Source organism: Streptomyces sp. NPDC079167 (assembly GCF_040686735.1).
Taxonomy (GTDB): domain Bacteria; phylum Actinomycetota; class Actinomycetes; order Streptomycetales; family Streptomycetaceae; genus Streptomyces.
The window spans coordinates 586,629-603,932 of the sequence record NZ_JBFBLO010000002.1 but is presented as its reverse complement, the minus strand read 5'-3'; the positions used below and the strand labels follow the sequence as shown (position 1 = coordinate 603,932).

Below are 17,304 nucleotides of genomic sequence, written 5' to 3'. Positions count from 1 at the left end.
GTCTTGAGCGCTTCCGGTGCACCGCCCACGCGGACATGCGAGGCAGCACCGCCCTTCCCGAAACTGGAGTACGGATCCATGCGTCCACACCCCCTTCGCGCAGTCGCCGTCGCGGCTGCCCTGCTGGTGGGCCTCACGGCCTGCGGCGGGGAGTCCGAGTCCGAGAAGGACACGAGCGGCAAGGCCGGCTCGGGCGCGTTCCCGATGACGATCGAGCACGCGCTGGGAAAGACCACGATCCCGTCCGAGCCCAAGCGCGTGGCCACGGTGAACTGGGCCAACCACGAGGTGCCGCTCGCTCTCGGTGTGGTGCCCGTCGGCATGGCCGCCGCGAACTTCGGTGACGACGACGGCGACGGCGTCCTGCCCTGGGTCGAGGACAAGCTGAAGGAGCTGGACGCCAAGACCCCGGTCCTGTTCGACGAGACCGACGGCATCGACTTCGAGGCCGTGGCCGACACGGAGCCGGACGTCATCCTCGCCTCGTACTCCGGGCTGACGAAGCAGGACTACGAGACGCTCAGCGACATCGCCCCCGTGGTGGCGTACCCGGAGGCGGCGTGGGCCACCCCGTGGCGCGAGATCATCCGGATGAACAGCAAGGCGATCGGCCTCGCCGACGAGGGCACGAAGCTGATCGGCAAGGTCGAGGGCGACATCAGGAAGACGGTCGCCAAGTACCCGCAGCTGAAGGGGAAGTCGGCGATGTTCATGACGCACGTCGACCCCAACGACGTGAGCGAGGTCGGCTTCTACACCACCCACGACACGCGCACCCTGTTCTTCGAGGACCTCGGTCTGGACACCCCCGGCAGCATCGCCGAGGCTTCCGCGGGCAACAAGAAGTTCTCGCTCACCAAGAGCGCGGAGCAGATCGACGCGTTCGACGACGTCGACATCATCACCGGATACGGCGACGACAAGGGTGAGCTGCTGGAGACCCTGAAGAAGGACCCCCTGCTCTCGAAGATCCCCGCCGTCGAGCGCGGTTCGGTCTACCTCCTGCCGGGCAGCGCCCCGCTGGCCACCGCCGCGAACCCCACGCCGCTGTCGATCTCCTGGGTGCTGGAGGACTACGTGGCCGAGCTCGCCAAGGCCGCGGACAAGGTCAAGTGACGACGCTCGACACCCGACACATGCCGGACGCCGCCGTGGTGCGGCGTCCGGCGCGTGTCCGGATCCTGTGGCTGCTGCTCACCCTGCTGGTGCTGGTGGCCGTGGCCGTGCTCTCGGTCGCCGTGGGCTCGCGCACCGTCGCCTGGTCCGACGTCTGGAGCGCGCTCGGCGGCGCGGACGCCACGCTGGAACAGGCGGCCGTCACCAAGCGGATTCCGCGCACCGTGCTCGCCGTGGTGACCGGCGCCGCGCTGGGACTGGCCGGCGGCGTCATGCAGGGCGTGACCCGCAACCCGCTGGCCGACCCGGGCATCCTCGGCGTCAACATGGGCGCGTCGCTGGCCGTCGTCACGGGGGTCGCCTTCTTCGGGCTCACTTCGCCGACCGGGTACGTCTGGGTCGCCATGGCAGGGGCGGCGCTCTCAGCCGTGTTCGTCTACACCGTCGGCTCGCTGGGGCGCGGTGGCGCCACACCCCTCAAGCTCGCCCTGGCGGGTGCCGCCACCTCGGCGGCGTTCGCCTCGCTGGTGACCGCCGTCGTCCTGCCCCGCAACGACATCTCCGGGTCCTTCCGGCTCTGGCAGATCGGCGGGGTCGGTGGTGCGTCCTTCGAGCGCATCGGACACGTGCTGCCGTTCCTGGCGGTCGGCTTCCTGATCTGCCTGTTCTCAGCCCGGGCCCTGAACTCGCTGGCCCTGGGCGACGAACTCGCCGCCGGACTGGGCGAACGCGTCTGGGTGGCCCGCGCCACGGCGGCGGCCGGCGCCGTCATCCTGTGCGGCGCCGCGACGGCGGCCGCCGGACCGATCGGTTTCGTCGGACTCGTCGTCCCGCACGCCTGCCGGATGATGGCCGGTGTCGACCACCGCTGGCTGCTGCCGCTCTCCGCGGTGACCGGGGCGGTGCTGCTGACCGCCGCCGACGTCGTCGGACGGATCGTGGCGCGGCCCTCCGAGGTCGACGTGGGCATCGTGACGGCGCTGATCGGCGCCCCGTTCTTCATCTGGACCGTCCGCCGTCAGAAAGTGCGTGCCCTGTGAGCGCCCCAGCCGTCACCCGGCCCTCCGTCCTTCACGAGGTCACCCGCGGACGCGTCAGGAACGCCTCCCGCCGGCGCCTCGTCGCGCTGGTCCTGGCCGTGCTCGTCGTCGCCGCCTTCGCCGTGACGCTGATGGCCGGCCAGACCTTCTACCCGCCCCGCGACGTGATCAGGGTGATCCTCGGGGAGCAGGTACCCGGGGCGTCGTTCACCGTCGGACGGCTGAGACTGCCGCGCGCGGTCCTCGCCGTGACGGCCGGGTTCAGCTTCGGCATGGCCGGAGTCACCTTCCAGACGATGCTGCGCAACCCGCTCGCCAGCCCCGACGTCATCGGCATCAGCTCGGGGGCGAGCGCCGCCGCGGCCATCGCGATCGTGACCCTGTCGCTCGACGAGACCCAGGTGTCGATCCTCGCGATCATCGCCGCACTCGTCGTCGCCCTGCTGGTGTACACGCTGGCGTTCCGCGACGGAGTCGTCGGCACGCGCCTCATCCTGATCGGCATCGGGATCTCCGCGATGCTCGACAGCATCACCTCCTACGTCCTGTCCCGCGCGGCCGAGTGGGACCTCCAGGAGGCCACGCGCTGGCTGACGGGCAGCCTGAACGGCGCGGGCTGGGACCAGACGGTCCCCGCCCTGGCCGCGGTCGCCGTACTGACCCCCGTCCTGCTGTCGCAGGGCCGTAACCTCTCCGCCCTGCGGCTCGGCGACGACACCGCCTCGGCCCTCGGAGTCCGCGTCGAACGCACCCGGATCACGGTCATCGTCGCGGCCGTCGGCCTGATCGCCTTCGCCACGGCCGCCGCCGGCCCCATCGCCTTCGTGGCGTTCCTGTCCGGTCCGATCGCGGCCCGGATCGTCGGTGCGGGGGGCTCCCTGCTGGTGCCCGCCGGACTGGTCGGCGCGCTCCTCGTCCTCGTCGCGGACTTCGCCGGGCAGTTCGCCTTCGACACCCGCTACCCGGTCGGCGTCGTCACCGGGGTGCTCGGCGCGCCGTACCTCGTCTACCTGATTGTCCGCACCCATCGGGCTGGAGGCTCGATATGACCACGTCCCACTCCCTCACTGCCGAGCGGCTGACGCTCGGCTACGGCGACCGCGTGGTCGTCGAGTCCCTCGATCTGACGGTGCCGCCCGGCGAGGTCACGGCCATCGTCGGTGCCAACGCCTGTGGGAAGTCGACACTGCTGCGCTCGATGTCCAGGCTGCTCGCACCCCGCCAGGGACAGGTGCTCCTGGACGGCCGGCAGGTGCACCGGATGCCCGCCAAGGAACTCGCCCGCACACTCGGACTGTTGCCGCAGTCACCGATCGCCCCCGAAGGCATCACGGTGCTGGACCTGGTCGGCCGTGGGCGCCACCCCCATCAGGGAGTCTTCACCCGCTGGAGCGAGAAGGACGACGCCGCCGTGGCGTCCGCCCTGGAGGCCACACAGACCGTGGAACTCGCCGACCGCGCCGTGGACGAGCTCTCCGGCGGCCAGCGGCAACGGGTCTGGATCGCCATGGCGCTGGCCCAGCAGACGGATCTGCTGCTGCTCGACGAGCCCACCACGTTCCTCGACGCCAGTCATCAGATCGAGGTGCTCGACCTGCTGACCGACCTGAACCGGACGCGGGGGACGACCGTGGTGATGGTTCTGCACGACCTCAATCTGGCGGCCAGGTACGCCGATCACCTCATCGCCCTCGCGGCGGGGCGCATCCACGCCGCCGGCCGCCCCGTCGAGGTGCTGACGGAGGAGACGGTGGAGACGGTGTTCGGCCTCCGGAGCCGCATCATCGAGGACCCGGTCTCCGGCAGGCCGCTGATGCTGCCCATCGGCCGGCACCACGTACGGGAGGAGACCGGCGTGGCCGGGGCGGGTTCACATCAGCCGTAGGGTCCCGGACCCGGTCCGCTCCCTGATGATCTCGACCAGCTGATCGAAAAGCGTCGGGCCCCGGCCCGCCCGGGCCTCGGCCAGCTCACGCTCGACACGCGCCCTGTTGGTGGGATGGATTCGGGGGAGCATGCCCGCCAGCCGGCGGGCGGTCTCCTCGTGGCCCAGTGCGTCGGCGGAGAGGGCGTGGTCGTGCCACTCGATGACGAAGGACCCGTCCTCCGGCGTGCCGAAACCGCCGCCGAGGCAGTCCGCGAAGGCGTCCAGATTACGGCCGAACCGGCCGCCCGGGCCGTTCACCGCCTCGCCGACCACATCCCAGAAACTGTCCAGGCCGGTGATCCGGGAGCCGTCGATCACATAGGTCACGGTCATGCGTGGAGCGTACAAGCGCGTGTTCTCCCGACGCCGGTCCGGTGGTCCGCGCCGCAGGTGGGGACTGCGGCGCGGACCGGTCCGTGGGGTGCGGCTCAGCAGCCGTGGTCGACCAGGTCGAAGGACTCGTAGTGGTCCGCGGTGTAGTAGTCCTCCTCGGCCTCTTCACCCGTCACGATCCGGCGGGCGCCGCGGTCCGAGGAGCCGGGCGTGATGACGGTGTACTCGTGGTAGTAACCCGAGCTCCGACTGGGCAGCAGGGCCTCCCGGTTCTGGAAGACGGTGCCGTCCTGCTCGTACGGGAACGGGCCGCCCGCGTCGATGAGGTCGAGCGTGTCGTGGGCCTGGGACGGCAGCGCGGAGTAGCAGATGCTGCCGACCGCGGCGATCGAGGGAGCCGTCGCGGCCGATGCCGTGACCGGCCCGCCGACGAAGAGGACGGACAGGAGGGCGGCGATGCCGCCGAGCGTGGTGATCCGTGGGGGGATTCGCATGTCCACCATGATGACGCGCGTAGATCCCCATCCGTCAACGCCAACACGAGTGAATTTTTGGGAAGTTAACGGTGAGTACGAAAAACGTGACGCGCCGGCCGCCGGCCGGGGGTTGCGCGGCCGCCCGTTCATATGTTGATGCCTCGGGACGCGTGACCGCTGCTCTGTGGGGCATGCATCCCGGGACGGTGTTCGAGACATGACGTCATGGAACGGAAGTCGGGGAGGCCGATTCAGCGTGCTTGCGGGGGACATGACGAAGCGACAGGAGAGCCCGCCCGTGCGGCTGCACCGCAGAGTCGGCCATGCCGATCTGTCGGCCGTGGGGGAGATACGCGGGGCGCTGCGGGAGTTCCTGCGCAGCCGAAGACGGCCGGAGGAGACGGAGGTGGCGGAACTCCTGCTCAGCGAGCTGGTGACGAACGCCCTCATCCACACGAGGAACGGCGCCGTGGTCACGGTGACCTCCGCGCCCGCGCGGGTGCGGGTGGAGGTGCGCGACTTCATGACCGGACAGGAGCCCGCGCCGTACGTACCGAACGCCGACGACGGTACGCACGGCAGGGGACTGATCCTCGTCCGGAGTCTGGCCGACTCCTGGGGAGTCACGACACAGGCCCTGGGCAAGGTGGTCTGGTTCGAGCTGAACGCAGGGAAGGCCTGACGCTCAGCCGAACTGCTGCTCCAGATCCTTCAGTTTCTGCTCCAGCGAGTCGAGCCGGGGCAGGGCCTGGGTGTCGTCCTCGGCTGTGAGGTCGACGGTCGCGGTCTCACCGCTGGTGCTCTGTGCCGAAGTACTCCTGGAGTTCGAGCCGTTCACGGCTTGGAGGGATGGCCGGGGGCGCAGTGGCAGCTGTCCCGGTTCTGTTAAGGCAGGCTCCACGACGGCCGGTGGGCCGCCGCCCGGCGCCGGGGCGATCGCCTGGACGTCCACCTGGCGGCCGGTCCGGCTGCCACGGCTCCAGACCCGGTTCTGCCGGTTCAGGGCCTTGATGTGGGCGCGGTCCAGCTTCGCCTGGTCCCTCCTGCGGTGCCGGTCCTGTTCCTTCTCCCGGCGGTCCTCGCGCACCTCGTCGACCGCCTCGTCCAGGGTGCGTACGCCCTCGAGGAGCATCAGCGACCAGGCGCCGAAGGTCTCCCTGGGCGCGCGCAGCCACCGGACGATCCGGATCTGCGGCAGCGGGCGGGGCACCAGGCCCTGCTCGCGCAGCGCCGCACGGCGGGTCTGCTTCAGCGCGCGGTCGAACAGCACCGCCGCCGAGAGCGACATCCCCGCGAAGAAGTGCGGGGCGCCCGCGTGGTCCATCCCGCGCGGCGCGTGCACCCAGTTGAACCAGGCGGCGGCGCCGGCGAACGTCCACACCAGCAGCCGGGAGCCGAGCGCGGCGTCACCGTGGCTGGCCTCGCGCACCGCGAGCACGGAACAGAACATCGCGGCCCCGTCGAGACCGAACGGCACGAGGTACTCCCAGCCCCCGGAGAGGCTGAGGTTCTGCCGGCCGAAGCCGACGAGCCCGTGGAAGGAGAGGGCGGCGGCGACAGCGGCACAGCAGAACAGCAGGACGTACGAGGCGGTGGCGTAGAGCGCCTCCTTGCGCCTGCGGCGCTCCTCGCTGCGTTCCCAGCTGTCGTCGGCCGCGGCCTTCCCAGCGGCGCGCTTGCCGCGCGCGACCACCGTCACCGCCGCCATGACCCCCACGAGCAGCACGGCGCCCGGAAGCAGCCAGTCGAGCGATATGTCGGTCAGTCTCATGCGCGGTCCCTTGCGTCACGTAGGGCGTTTCGGGCGCCATCGTGGCGGAAATACTGCCGCGCTCAGGGGGTTTCGGGGCAAGTAAACGCGATTGGGGTGACCGGCTTCATCATTGGGCGGAATCTTCTCGAACGCGCTCTCGGCGAGGTTGAGTTGCATTCGAATTTCGGTCGCCCGTCAGGGGGATTCGGTTCGCGGCACGTCTCAGACGGCCGGCGTCAGCTTCCGGACGCGGTCGGCGTCGCAGGTGCGCGGGCAGGTCACGCACGTGTCCTCGGGCCGCAGCGTGTAGAAGAGGCAGCAGCTGGCGCGGTCGCGCGTCGGCAGCGATTCGCCGTCGGGGCCGGTCAGTTCACGGAAGCCGGCCGTGCCCACGTACGGCTCGGTCGTGCCCGGCAGCAGCAGCTCCAGCTCCTCCATCGCCCTGCTCTCCTCGCCGAGCAGATGGGCGATGTACCAGAGACCCTCGACGATCTCGTCGGTCGCCATGCCCCACAGGGCCCGCTTCCCGCGCCGCATGCGTGGCCGGAAGCCGTCCAGCACCGGGCCGAGGTGCTGGGCCACGGAGTCGAGGACCTCGGCCCGGAGCGCAGCCTCGTCGGGAACGACCCGGGCGCCGGGCAGTCCGGCCGCCGGGTCGTCGGGCAGGCACGCGAACTCGCTCACGCGCAGGGTCAGATGGCCCAGGCCCCGGTGGAAGGAGACGTCATCGACGGGGATCCTCGGCACCCGGCGGTGCGTGAACCACGGCATGGTCACCAGGAGACAGGCAGGCCAGGCGTAGCGGTGGAGTCCGAAGCTCGCGATCACGTCGGGGCGGGCCCGGGTGCCGTAGTCCCGCAGCACCTGCGCCTCGTCCCAGGCCAGGAAGGCGTCCAGCGCGGCACCGCCCGCCGCGAGCTCCCCGGCGCCGACCCAGCCGTTGTCCGAAGGGGCCGCGACACCGTCGGCGAGCACCTCGGCGCGCAGCCCCGGGAAGACCTCGGCCAGACGTTCGTACGCCGCCGTCAGCGGGGACGGGGCGGTGGCGGCGAGCAGAGCGGGCACGGTCATTCAGGGACCACCGAATCACGATCTTTTTGCAGGTAAGCCTTACCTTACCCGAACTGATCGGTGTTTGAACTGAGGCCCGCTCCGCCTATCGTGCACAAGGGGCCGGACGTACGCGAGTCGGCCCGTCAGGCGGAGGAGGGACCGGTGGAGCAGGGCAGAGCGCGTGAGAACGCGCGGCCGTACGCGTCCGCGGGCACCCCGCAGGACGTGCGCGTGCCCGAGCAGGCGCGCGGCGAGCACACCCACAGCGAGCCGCCCGCGCCCCGCGTGGTCCAGCGGCACTCCGTGCGCGGCCAGATCCTGGACGCCCTGCGCGCCGCGCTGGTCGGCGGGGAGCTGGCCCCCGGGGAGGTCTACTCGGCCCCGGCGCTCGGCGCCCGCTTCGGCGTGTCCGCCACCCCGGTGCGCGAGGCGATGCAGCAGCTGGCCGTCGAGGGCGCCGTCGAGGTCGTGCCGAACCGCGGTTTCCGGGTCAGCGAGCGTGGCCCCCGTGAGCTGGCGGAGCTCGCCGAGGTGCGCGCCCTGATCGAGGTGCCCGTCATGCTGCGGCTCGCCCGCGCCGTCCCCGCGTCCGGCTGGTGCGCGCTGCGGCCGCTGGCCGACGCCACGGTCGCGGCGGCCGCCGTCGGTGACCGCGCGGCGTACGCGGAGAGCGACCGCGCCTTCCACGGCGCCGTGCTCGCCCTGTCGGGCAACCAGCAGCTCGTCGCGGTCGCCGACGACCTGCACCGCCGGTCCCAGTGGCCGCTGGTCGACAGCCCCGCGGGCCGCCGGGCCGACCTGCTCGCCGACGCCTCGGAGCACACCGCGCTGCTGGACGCGCTCATCGCCCGGGACCTCACGGTGGTGCAGTCCCTCGTACGTGAACACTTCACCGGCGCGGACGTCTGAGGCTCGCACGTCTGAGGCTCGGACGTCTGAGGCTGCCCGGACTGCGTCCGGAACGGCGTGGACGTCCGGACGCTGCGGACGTCCGGAACGGCGCGGCGCTCAGTTCGCCTCGACGGTCTCCGGGGACGGCGGCTCCAGCCGGGGCGCGAGCCAGGTCGGTACGCCGCCGAGCAGCCGGAACAGCCGGCCCGCCTCGGCGCGCAGCCGGGCCGCCGCCTCGGGCTCCGGCTCCGCGTCCGCGAGGGAGATGAGTGCCGGAGCCGTGCCCACCAGATAGCCCAGCTCCTCCCTTATCCGCAGCGACTCCGCGAAGCCGTGCCGCGCCTCCGCCAGCTCACCCTCGCCCAGGGCGAGCGAGGCGAGGTGCCGCCAGGTGAAGGAGAGCAGGAGTTCGTCGCCCCGGGCCGTGGCACCGGCGTGCGCCCTGCGGTAGGCGGCGCGGGCGGACTGGGGGGAGTCGGCGATGTTCTGGGCGATCAGGCCCCTCCGGAAGTCCAGCAGGGGGCGGCCCGCGGCGGAGGGGGAGAGCAGGGCCGCGGCTCTGCTGAGCGCCACACTGGCCTCGTCGGCCCGGTCACGTGCCCCCAGCAGGGTCGAGGCGTAGGCGAGATAGCCGCGCTCACAGGCGGCCGCCCCGCGCTCGGAGTCGTCCTGGGCGAGCGCCTCGGCGGTGCGCAGCGCGTCCTCGGCGTCCGTCCATCCGACGCCGGTGTAGAGGCACCGCTCCGTCAGCAGCGAGGTCCGCTGGAGGGCTGCCGCGGGATCGGTGGCCGCCCGGGGTTCGAGCAGCGCGGCCGCGTCCGTCCAGCAGGCTCGTGAGCGCAGCCGCCATACCGCGGTCTGGAGCGGCGGATCGTCATCTGCGGTCGTTCCGGAACCAGACATGGCGGTATGCGCCACATTGCCCTCCCCGAGCGCGCCATCGAGCTGTGGAGGCCGGCCGGCGAGCGCCGGGGTCGGCCAGGGTCTGCGCGCATCTCAGCACGGAATGGCACGCCGAGCCAAGGGGTGGGATCAATGTCAGGTGAAAGTTTTCACAATCGCCCGCAGCCGGGGAGGGCGGTGATACGCCCGCGAAGTCAGCTCATACGCAGGGCGAGGAAGAAGTCGAGCTTGTCCTCCAGGCGCGAAAGGTCACGCCCCGTCAACTGCTCGATACGTCCGACGCGGTAGCGCAGTGTGTTGACGTGCAGGTGCAGCCGGGCCGCGCAGCGGGTCCAGGACCCGTCGCAGTCCAGGAAGGCCTCCAGCGTCTCCATCAGCTCCGCGCGGTGCCGCCGGTCGTAGTCGCGCAGCGGGTCGAGGAGCCGGGCGGTGAAGGCGCGTCGCACGTCGTCCGGGACGAAGGGCAGCAGCAGGACGTGCGAGGCGAGCTCGTGATGGCCCGCCGCGCAGACCGGGCCCGGCCGGGCCGCGGCGACCCGGCGGGCGTGCCGCGCCTCCTCCAGCGCTCCGCGCAGCCCCTCGGCGGAATGCACGGCGGCGCTGACACCCAGTGTCAGGCGCCCGTCGTCCGCGAGGCCGGCCGAGAGCGGCCCGCGGACGGTGTCGAGCAGGGCGTCGGCGTGGAGCGCGGTGTCGTGGTGCTCCGGGTTTTCGGCGCTCCCTGCCGCGTCGGTCCCGTCGGTCCCCGCCGGGGGGAGCGCGGTCAGCGGTACGAGGGCGATGGCCTCCTCGCCGGTGTGCGCGACGGCGATCCGGTCCGCCGAGTCGGGGCCCGTCACCGCCGGGTCGACCAGGATCTCCTCCAGCAGAGCCTGCGCGGCCTGACCGCCCGGCAGGCCCGTACCCTCGGCCGACCACTCGACCCTGGCCACCACGACCTGCCAGTGCGGCGCCGTGCCGAGGCCCGGCAGCAGGACCGGGGCGGCCACCCGCAGCCTGGCCGCGATCTCGGCCGGGGCGGCGCCCGTCTGGACCAGCTCCAGGACCTCCTGGGCGAGCCTGCGGCGTACCGCGCGGGCGGCGTCGCGGCGGTCCCGCTCGACGGCGATCAGCTGGGTCACGCCCTGGAGCAGGTCCAGGCGGGCCGCAGGCCAGTCGCCGGAGTCCGCCGCCACGGCCAGCAGCCAGTCCGAGAGTACGGACTCGCGCACATCGCGGGCCGGTGCGGGCAGCGCTCCCCGGCCGGTGTTCCGGATCGGGAACAGCGAGTAGGCGGTGCCGTCCACCTCGGCACGGTGCGGCCCGGGGCGCCCGGTGCGGGTCGCCGCGAGATGCCGGCCCGCCAGCTCCGCGCCGACGCGCGGGGGAAGCGGCTCACCTGCCCCGGCGATCTGCCGGCCCGTCGGGGACAGGACCCAGGCGCGAAGGTCCAGGTCGGAGGTGAGCAGGTCGAGGACCACCTCGGGGCCGCCGCCCGCGGGGCCCGATGTCATGAGCCTGCGGTGACGGTCGACGACCGCGGCGAGGTCCCCGGCACGCTCGCCGGAGACCTGGCGCACCACATGCTCGGTGATCGTCGCGAACGCAACGGTCTCGTCGACCGCGAAGAGGGGGAGCCGGTGCCGCAGACACGCCTCGACCAGATCGTCGGGGACGGCCCCGAGCTCCGCCTCACCCGCGGCCAGGCCGGCCACACCCGCGTTCGCCAGGATCCGTACGAACGGTTCCGTGTCCGACGCGTCCCGGCGCCACGCCAGACCCGTGAGGACCAGCTCACCGCCGGAGAGATAGCGGCTGGGGTCGCGCAGGTCGGTCGTCATCACGCCCCGGACCGAACGGTCCAGCTCGTCCTCGCCGCCGAGCAGCCGCAGGCCCAGTCCCTCGGTGTCCAGCAGTGCGCGCAGCCGCATCGTCGATTGCCGCCGATCTCTTCGTTGGTGCGGGGGAGGGCGGAGGGTCACCTGTGAATTGCGGTGAGGTTACCGGTACCCGCCATTCGTTCGAATCTACAAGACCGGGACGGGGACCAGCCAATTCCTTCATGGTTTCGGTGACTGCACCGAGTGGAGCAAGGCTTGTGTACTGGGCCACACACCGCGTGAACAACACATGAACGACCTTTCCAGGGCCGGCCGTCCCCAGCCCAGCCGAACGACCCGATTGAGAAGAAGAGAGCCACTCATGGACTTCCTTCGCCCCGCCAGCTGGGAGGAGGCGCTCGCCGCCAAGGCCGAGCACCCGACGGCTGTGCCCATCGCGGGTGGCACCGACGTGATGGTCGAGATCAACTTCGACCACCGGCGGCCCGAGTACCTCATGGACCTCAACCGCATCGGTGAGCTGTCCGAGTGGCAGGTGGGCCCCGACGCCGTGCGCCTCGGCGCCTCCGTGCCGTACAGCGCCGTCATGGACCACCTGCGGGCCGAGCTGCCCGGTCTCGCCCTCGCCTCGCACACCGTCGCCTCGCCGCAGATCCGCAACCGAGGCGGTGTCGGAGGCAACCTGGGCACCGCCTCGCCCGCCGGCGACGCCCACCCGGCGCTGCTCGCCGCTGGCGCCGAGGTCGAGGCCGCGTCCGTACGGGGGACGCGGATGATCCCGATCGACGACTTCTACACCGGCGTCAAGCGCAACGCCCTCGCCCCGGACGAGCTGATCCGGGCCGTGCACATCAAGAAGGCCGACGGCCCGCAGCAGTACTCCAAGGTCGGCACCCGCAACGCGATGGTCATCGCTGTCTGCGCCTTCGGCCTCGCGCTTCACCCGGAGACCCGCACCGTGCGCACCGGCATCGGCTCCGCGGCCCCGACCCCGGTCCGGGCGAAGGACGCGGAGGCGTTCCTGAACGCCGCACTGGAGGAGGGCGGGTTCTGGGAGAGCGGGAAGATCATCACCCCCTCCGTGGCCAAGCAGTTCGCCCAGCTCGCCGCCGGCGCCTGCAACCCCATCGACGACGTACGGGGCACCGCCGCCTACCGCAGGCACGCCGTCGGCATCATGGCCCGCCGCACGCTGGGCTGGACCTGGGAGCAGTACCGCGGAGCGGGACGCACCCTCGAAGGAGCTGCTTAACCATGCGAGTGAATTTCACGGTCAACGGCCGGAAGCAGGAAGCCGACGACGTCTGGGAGGGCGAGTCCCTCCTGTACGTCCTGCGCGAGCGCATGGGCCTCCCCGGCTCCAAGAACGCCTGCGAACAGGGCGAGTGCGGCTCCTGCACGGTGCGCCTCGACGGTGTGCCGGTCTGCTCCTGTCTCGTCGCCGCCGGCCAGGCGGAGGGCCGCGAGGTCGTCACCGTCGAGGGCCTGGCGGACTACGCCAGGCACCGCGACGACGCCCACCCCGGCACCGGCTGCGCCACCGGCAGCTGCGGAACCTCTCTGGACGCCGCACAGCGCTGGCAGGCCAGGCCCACCGACGGACAGAGCGCCGAGGCGGAGGAACTCTCCCCGGTCCAGCAGGCGTTCATCGACGCGGGCGCCGTGCAGTGCGGTTTCTGCACCCCCGGTCTGCTGGTCGCCGCCGACGAGCTGCTGGAGAAGCAGCCCTCCCCGTCCGACCAGGACATCCGCGAGGCGCTCTCCGGGAACCTCTGCCGATGCACCGGTTACGAGAAGATCCTCGACGCGGTCCGCCTCGCGGCCGCCCGTCAGGAAGAGGCGGTCCGATAGCCATGACGCTGCACCCACGAGCCGCGTCCGTACCGGCCGGCACCCCCACCAGGATCACCCAGGGCTCCGAGACCCGGGGCGGCATCGGTGAGTCCACCCTGCGCCCCGACGGCACGCTCAAGGTCACCGGGGAGTTCGCGTACTCCTCCGACATGTGGCACGAGGACATGCTGTGGGGCCACACGCTCCGCTCCACCGTCGCGCACGCCGAGATCCGCTCCATCGACATCGGTGAGGCCGTCGCCACCCCCGGCGTGTACGCCGTCCTCACCTACGACGACCTGCCCGCGGCGATGAAGAACTACGGGCTGGAGATCCAGGACACCCCCGTGCTCGCCCACGGCAAGGTCCGCCACCACGGCGAGCCCGTGGCGCTCGTCGCCGCCGACCACCCCGAGACCGCGCGCCGCGCCGCCGCCAAGATCAGGATCGACTACGCCGAACTCCCCGTGATCACGGACGAGGCGTCCGCGACCGCCCCCGGCGCGATCCTGGTCCACGAGGGCCGCGAGGACCACCACATCGGGCACGTCCCGCACCCCAACATCGTCCACCGCCAGCCCATCGTCCGCGGTGACGCGGACGCGGCCGCCGCGCGGGCCGACGTGATCGTCACCGGCGACTACGTCTTCGGCATGCAGGACCAGGCCTTCCTCGGCCCGGAGTCCGGCCTCGCCGTGCCGTCCGAGGACGGCGGCGTCGAGCTGTACGTCGCCACCCAGTGGCTGCACTCCGACCTCAAGCAGATCGCCCCCGTCCTCGGCCTCCCCGAGGACAAGGTCCGCATGACGCTCTCCGGAGTCGGCGGCGCCTTCGGCGGACGCGAGGACCTGTCGATGCAGATCCACGCCTGCCTGCTGGCGCTGCGCACCGGCAAGCCCGTCAAGATGGTCTACAACCGCTTCGAGTCCTTCTTCGGCCACGTCCACCGCCACCCCGCGAAGCTCCACTACGAGCACGGGGCCACGAAGGACGGCAAGCTCACTCACATGAAGTGCCGGATCGTGCTGGACGGCGGCGCCTACGCCTCCGCCTCCCCGGCCGTCGTCGGCAACGCCTCCTCGCTCGCGGTCGGACCGTACGTCGTCGAGGACGTCGACATCGAGGCGATCGCCCTCTACTCCAACAACCCTCCCTGCGGTGCCATGCGAGGCTTCGGCGCGGTCCAGGCCTGCTTCGCCTACGAGGCGCAGATGGACAAACTGGCCGCCGCCCTGGACATGGACCCGGTCGAACTGCGGCAGCTGAACGCCATGGAGCAGGGCACCCTGCTCCCCACCGGCCAGCGCGTCGACTCGCCGGCTCCGGTCGCCGAACTGCTCCGCCGCGTCAAGGCGAGGCCCCTGCCGCCCGAGCAGCAGTGGCTCTCGGCCGACGCGGACGGCAGCTCCGTCGACGTACGCGCCCTGCCCGGCGGACTGTCCAACACGACCCACGGCGAGGGCGTGGTGCGCGGCGTCGGTTACGCCGTCGGGCTGAAGAACGTCGGCTTCTCCGAGGGCTTCGACGACTACTCCACCGCCCGGGTGCGGATGGAGGTCATCAACGGCGAACCGGTCGCCACCGTGCACACCGCGATGGCCGAGGTCGGGCAGGGCGGGGTCACCGTCCACGCCCAGATCGCCCGTACCGAACTGGGCGTCAACCAGGTGACCATCCACCCGGCGGACACCCAGGTCGGCTCGGCCGGCTCCACCTCCGCCTCACGGCAGACGTACGTCACCGGCGGCGCGGTGAAGAACTCCTGCGAGGCCGTCCGGGAACAGGTCCTGGAGATCGGCCGCCGCAGGTTCGGCACGTACCACCCCGCCTGGGCCACCGCCGAACTCCTCCTCGAAGGCGGCAAGGTCGTCACCGATGGCGGCGAGGTGCTCGCCTCGCTGGCCGACGTGCTGGAGGACGAGGCGGTCGACGTCGAGCTGGAGTGGCGCCACCGGCCCACCGAACCCTTCGACCTGCGCACCGGACAGGGCAACGGCCACGTCCAGTACTCCTTCGCCGCGCACCGCGCGGTCGTGGAGGTCGACACCGAACTCGGCCTGGTCAAGGTCATCGAGCTCGCGTGCGCCCAGGACGTCGGCAAGGCGCTCAACCCGCTGTCGGTCGTCGGCCAGATCCAGGGCGGCACCACCCAGGGGCTGGGTGTCGCCGTCATGGAGGAGATCATCGTCGACCCGAAGACGGCGAAGGTGCGCAACCCGTCCTTCACCGACTACCTGATCCCCACCATCCTCGACACCCCGACCATCCCGGTCGACGTGCTCGAACTCGCCGACGACCACGCCCCGTACGGGCTGCGCGGCATCGGCGAGGCCCCCACCCTGTCGTCCACCCCGGCCGTCCTCGCGGCGATCCGGAACGCGACGGGACTGGAGCTGAACAGGACACCGGTGCGCCCCGAGCACATCACCGGCAGCTGACTGCTTCCTCAAGACCCTCCGGGCGGTGCGTGCCTGCCGTGAACGTCACACTTCCCCGCGCCGCGCACCGTCCGGAGCCACCGCACCACCGCACCACCGCTCCATCTGCACGAAGAGTTCGTCTCGGGCCGTCCCCCGGGTCGTGCGCCTCGCAGTCATCCCAAATCCCGCAGTCTCCAGAGCTCCACGCGGGTGCCCCTGTGAACCTTGGGAGTCAGGCAACATGACCCAGCAGTCCGTGGAACCCAGGACGAGCGCGGAGGACGCGGGCCCCGGCTCGCGTGTCCCCGCCGGACGGTCCTGGCTCGACCGGTACTTCCACATATCCGAACGGGGATCGACCGTCGCGCGTGAGGTGCGCGGCGGCGTCACGACCTTCATGGCCATGGCGTACATCCTCCTCCTCAATCCGCTCATCCTGGGCGGCAAGGACGTCGACGGCCAGCTGCTCGGCCAGTCCGGGCTGATCACCGCCACCGCGCTCGCGGCGGCGGCCACCACCCTGCTGATGGGCTTCGTCGGCAAGGTCCCCCTCGCGCTCGCGGCGGGACTGAGCGTCTCCGGGGTGCTCGCCTCGCAGGTCGCACCGGCCATGACCTGGCCGCAGGCCATGGGCATGTGTGTGATCTACGGGGTGATCATCTGCCTCCTGGTGGTCACCGGGCTCCGCGAGATGATCATGAACGCCATCCCGCTCGCCCTGAAGCACGGCATCACCATCGGGATCGGCCTCTTCATCGCGCTCATCGGCCTCGTCAAGGCCGGGTTCGTCCACCAGGGAGTGGCGACCCCGCTGTCGCTCGGTCCCACCGGAGCGCTCACCGGGTGGCCGGTGCTCATCTTCGCCGCGACCCTGCTGCTCATCTTCATGCTGCAGGCCCGGAACATCCCCGGGGCGATCCTCATCGGCATCGTGGTCGGCACCGTCATCGCGATCGTCGTCAACGCCGTCGGTGACATCGACCCCAAGGCCTGGAGCAGCGGCCCGCCCGAGCTGAGCGGGAGTGCCGTCTCCTCACCGGACTTCTCGCTCTTCGGCGACGTCGAGTTCGGCGGCTGGGGTGACGTCGGGGTGCTGACGGTCGGCATGATCGTCTTCACCCTGGTCCTGGCGGGCTTCTTCGACGCCATGGCCACCATCATCGGGGTCGGCACGGAGGCGAACCTCGCCGACGACAAGGGCCGGATGCCCGGTCTGTCCAAGGCGCTGTTCATCGACGGCGCGGGCGGGGCGATCGGCGGTGTCGCCGGAGGCTCCGGCCAGACCGTGTTCGTCGAGTCGGCGACCGGGGTCGGCGAGGGTGCCCGTACCGGTCTCGCCTCCGTCGTCACGGGGCTCTTCTTCGCGGCCTGCCTCTTCTTCACCCCGCTCACGGCGATCGTGCCGGCCGAGGTGGCCGCCGCCGCCCTGGTCGTCATCGGCGCCATGATGATGCAGAATGCCCGGCACGTGGACTGGTCGGACCGCTCCGTGGCCGTCCCGGTCTTCCTCACCGTGGTCCTGATGCCGTTCACTTACACCATCACCACCGGTGTCGCGGCGGGCGTCATCTCGTACTCCGCCATCAAGCTCGCCCAGGGCAGGGCCCGCGAGGTCGGCGTCTTCATGTGGGTCCTGACGCTGGTCTTCATCGTGTACTTCGCCCTGCACCCCATCGAGAGCTGGCTGGGCGTCAGCTGACCCGCCCCGCCCTCCGCACATCCGTCAGAAGGAGACACGC

At 71.5% G+C, this 17,304-nt stretch carries 16 protein-coding genes; 10 read left to right on the top strand and 6 right to left on the bottom strand.

Features of this window, described 5'->3' with window-relative positions; all coding sequences use genetic code 11:
• The first annotated feature begins 78 nt into the window (after positions 1-78).
• From AB0P41_RS06940 to AB0P41_RS06925, 4 genes are read left to right on the top strand one after another with little or no spacing between them, the layout of a single operon-like run.
• Complete coding sequence (locus AB0P41_RS06940) at positions 79-1,116, top strand: iron-siderophore ABC transporter substrate-binding protein (protein WP_356715400.1); 1,038 nt, start codon at positions 79-81, stop codon at positions 1,114-1,116.
• Positions 1,113-2,156, top strand: coding sequence for an iron ABC transporter permease (locus AB0P41_RS06935; protein WP_365930574.1), 1,044 nt, complete (start codon positions 1,113-1,115; stop codon positions 2,154-2,156). Before AB0P41_RS06940 ends, AB0P41_RS06935 begins: the two co-directional genes overlap by 4 nt.
• Positions 2,153-3,205, top strand: coding sequence for an iron ABC transporter permease (locus AB0P41_RS06930; protein WP_365930572.1), 1,053 nt, complete (start codon positions 2,153-2,155; stop codon positions 3,203-3,205). The genes AB0P41_RS06935 and AB0P41_RS06930 overlap by 4 nt, the downstream gene beginning before the upstream one ends.
• Positions 3,202-4,041 carry an ABC transporter ATP-binding protein gene (locus AB0P41_RS06925; protein ID WP_365930571.1) on the top strand — a complete coding sequence of 280 codons (840 nt, stop codon included), beginning with the start codon at positions 3,202-3,204 and terminating at the stop codon, positions 4,039-4,041. Before AB0P41_RS06930 ends, AB0P41_RS06925 begins: the two co-directional genes overlap by 4 nt.
• Here the strand turns inward: AB0P41_RS06925 and AB0P41_RS06920 are convergent.
• Together AB0P41_RS06920 and AB0P41_RS06915 are read right to left on the bottom strand one after the other, a co-directional pair.
• Positions 4,027-4,416 carry a barstar family protein gene (locus tag AB0P41_RS06920; RefSeq protein WP_365930570.1) on the bottom strand — a complete coding sequence of 130 codons (390 nt, stop codon included), beginning with the start codon at positions 4,414-4,416 and terminating at the stop codon, positions 4,027-4,029. The two genes, AB0P41_RS06925 and AB0P41_RS06920, sit on opposite strands and share 15 nt — an antisense overlap.
• 95 nt (positions 4,417-4,511) lie before the next feature.
• Entirely contained in the window at positions 4,512-4,910 is a 399-nt protein-coding gene (locus tag AB0P41_RS06915) for a ribonuclease (RefSeq protein WP_365930568.1), read from the bottom strand.
• 253 nt (positions 4,911-5,163) lie between these two features.
• Between AB0P41_RS06915 and AB0P41_RS06910 the strand changes: the two genes are divergently transcribed.
• Positions 5,164-5,574 (top strand): ATP-binding protein, encoded by a 411-nt coding sequence (locus AB0P41_RS06910; protein WP_365930566.1) that lies wholly within the window; start codon positions 5,164-5,166, stop codon positions 5,572-5,574.
• 3 nt (positions 5,575-5,577) lie between these two features.
• Here the strand turns inward: AB0P41_RS06910 and AB0P41_RS06905 are convergent, their stop codons facing one another.
• Together AB0P41_RS06905 and AB0P41_RS06900 are read right to left on the bottom strand one after the other, a co-directional pair.
• Positions 5,578-6,663, bottom strand: coding sequence for a DUF2637 domain-containing protein (locus AB0P41_RS06905; protein ID WP_365930564.1), 1,086 nt, complete (start codon positions 6,661-6,663; stop codon positions 5,578-5,580).
• A 204-nt stretch (positions 6,664-6,867) separates the two neighbouring features.
• Positions 6,868-7,716, bottom strand: coding sequence for a (2Fe-2S)-binding protein (locus AB0P41_RS06900; RefSeq protein ID WP_356715384.1), 849 nt, complete (start codon positions 7,714-7,716; stop codon positions 6,868-6,870).
• Positions 7,717-7,860: 144 nt separating this feature from the next.
• Here AB0P41_RS06900 and AB0P41_RS06895 point away from each other — a divergent pair, with 144 nt between their 5' ends.
• Entirely contained in the window at positions 7,861-8,607 is a 747-nt protein-coding gene (locus AB0P41_RS06895; RefSeq protein WP_356715383.1) for a GntR family transcriptional regulator, read from the top strand.
• Positions 8,608-8,706: 99 nt separating this feature from the next.
• On the opposite strand, the gene AB0P41_RS06890 is transcribed toward AB0P41_RS06895, so the two are convergent.
• Entirely contained in the window at positions 8,707-9,492 is a 786-nt protein-coding gene (locus AB0P41_RS06890; protein WP_356715381.1) for a hypothetical protein, read from the bottom strand.
• Between the two features lie 194 nt (positions 9,493-9,686).
• A complete protein-coding gene (locus tag AB0P41_RS06885; protein ID WP_356715379.1) occupies positions 9,687-11,402 on the bottom strand; it encodes a PucR family transcriptional regulator ligand-binding domain-containing protein in 1,716 nt (571 codons plus the stop codon).
• A 271-nt stretch (positions 11,403-11,673) separates the two neighbouring features.
• Between AB0P41_RS06885 and AB0P41_RS06880 the strand changes: the two genes are divergently transcribed.
• The 4 genes from AB0P41_RS06880 to AB0P41_RS06865 all read left to right on the top strand — a co-directional run bounded on the left by AB0P41_RS06880 (position 11,674) and on the right by AB0P41_RS06865 (position 17,264).
• The gene (locus tag AB0P41_RS06880) at positions 11,674-12,564 is read left to right on the top strand and encodes a xanthine dehydrogenase family protein subunit M (RefSeq protein WP_356715377.1); all 891 of its coding nucleotides are present in this window, start codon (positions 11,674-11,676) and stop codon (positions 12,562-12,564) included.
• Positions 12,565-12,566: 2 nt separating this feature from the next.
• Positions 12,567-13,163: a (2Fe-2S)-binding protein gene (locus AB0P41_RS06875; protein ID WP_356715375.1), complete on the top strand. Its 597-nt coding sequence runs from the start codon at positions 12,567-12,569 to the stop codon at positions 13,161-13,163.
• 2 nt (positions 13,164-13,165) lie between these two features.
• On the top strand, positions 13,166-15,583 hold the full coding sequence (locus AB0P41_RS06870) for a molybdopterin cofactor-binding domain-containing protein (RefSeq protein WP_356715373.1): 2,418 nt from the start codon (positions 13,166-13,168) through the stop codon (positions 15,581-15,583).
• A 223-nt stretch (positions 15,584-15,806) separates the two neighbouring features.
• Positions 15,807-17,264 (top strand): NCS2 family permease, encoded by a 1,458-nt coding sequence (locus AB0P41_RS06865; protein WP_356715371.1) that lies wholly within the window; start codon positions 15,807-15,809, stop codon positions 17,262-17,264.
• Positions 17,265-17,304: the final 40 nt, after the last annotated feature.

Excerpts from the sequence above, each read along its gene's own strand:
- AB0P41_RS06940 (WP_356715400.1), top strand. The coding sequence starts at position 79 with ATGCGTCCACACCCCCTTCGCGCAGTCGCCGTCGCGGCTGCCCTGCTG.
- AB0P41_RS06925 (WP_365930571.1), top strand. The coding sequence starts at position 3,202 with ATGACCACGTCCCACTCCCTCACTGCCGAGCGGCTGACGCTCGGCTAC.
- AB0P41_RS06920 (WP_365930570.1), bottom strand. The coding sequence starts at position 4,416 with ATGACCGTGACCTATGTGATCGACGGCTCCCGGATCACCGGCCTGGAC.
- AB0P41_RS06915 (WP_365930568.1), bottom strand. The coding sequence starts at position 4,910 with ATGCGAATCCCCCCACGGATCACCACGCTCGGCGGCATCGCCGCCCTC.
- AB0P41_RS06910 (WP_365930566.1), top strand. The coding sequence starts at position 5,164 with ATGACGAAGCGACAGGAGAGCCCGCCCGTGCGGCTGCACCGCAGAGTC.
- AB0P41_RS06905 (WP_365930564.1), bottom strand. The coding sequence starts at position 6,663 with ATGAGACTGACCGACATATCGCTCGACTGGCTGCTTCCGGGCGCCGTG.
- AB0P41_RS06900 (WP_356715384.1), bottom strand. The coding sequence starts at position 7,716 with ATGACCGTGCCCGCTCTGCTCGCCGCCACCGCCCCGTCCCCGCTGACG.
- AB0P41_RS06890 (WP_356715381.1), bottom strand. The coding sequence starts at position 9,492 with ATGTCTGGTTCCGGAACGACCGCAGATGACGATCCGCCGCTCCAGACC.
- AB0P41_RS06885 (WP_356715379.1), bottom strand. The coding sequence starts at position 11,402 with ATGCGGCTGCGCGCACTGCTGGACACCGAGGGACTGGGCCTGCGGCTG.
- AB0P41_RS06880 (WP_356715377.1), top strand. The coding sequence starts at position 11,674 with ATGGACTTCCTTCGCCCCGCCAGCTGGGAGGAGGCGCTCGCCGCCAAG.
- AB0P41_RS06875 (WP_356715375.1), top strand. The coding sequence starts at position 12,567 with ATGCGAGTGAATTTCACGGTCAACGGCCGGAAGCAGGAAGCCGACGAC.
- AB0P41_RS06870 (WP_356715373.1), top strand. The coding sequence starts at position 13,166 with ATGACGCTGCACCCACGAGCCGCGTCCGTACCGGCCGGCACCCCCACC.
- AB0P41_RS06865 (WP_356715371.1), top strand. The coding sequence starts at position 15,807 with ATGACCCAGCAGTCCGTGGAACCCAGGACGAGCGCGGAGGACGCGGGC.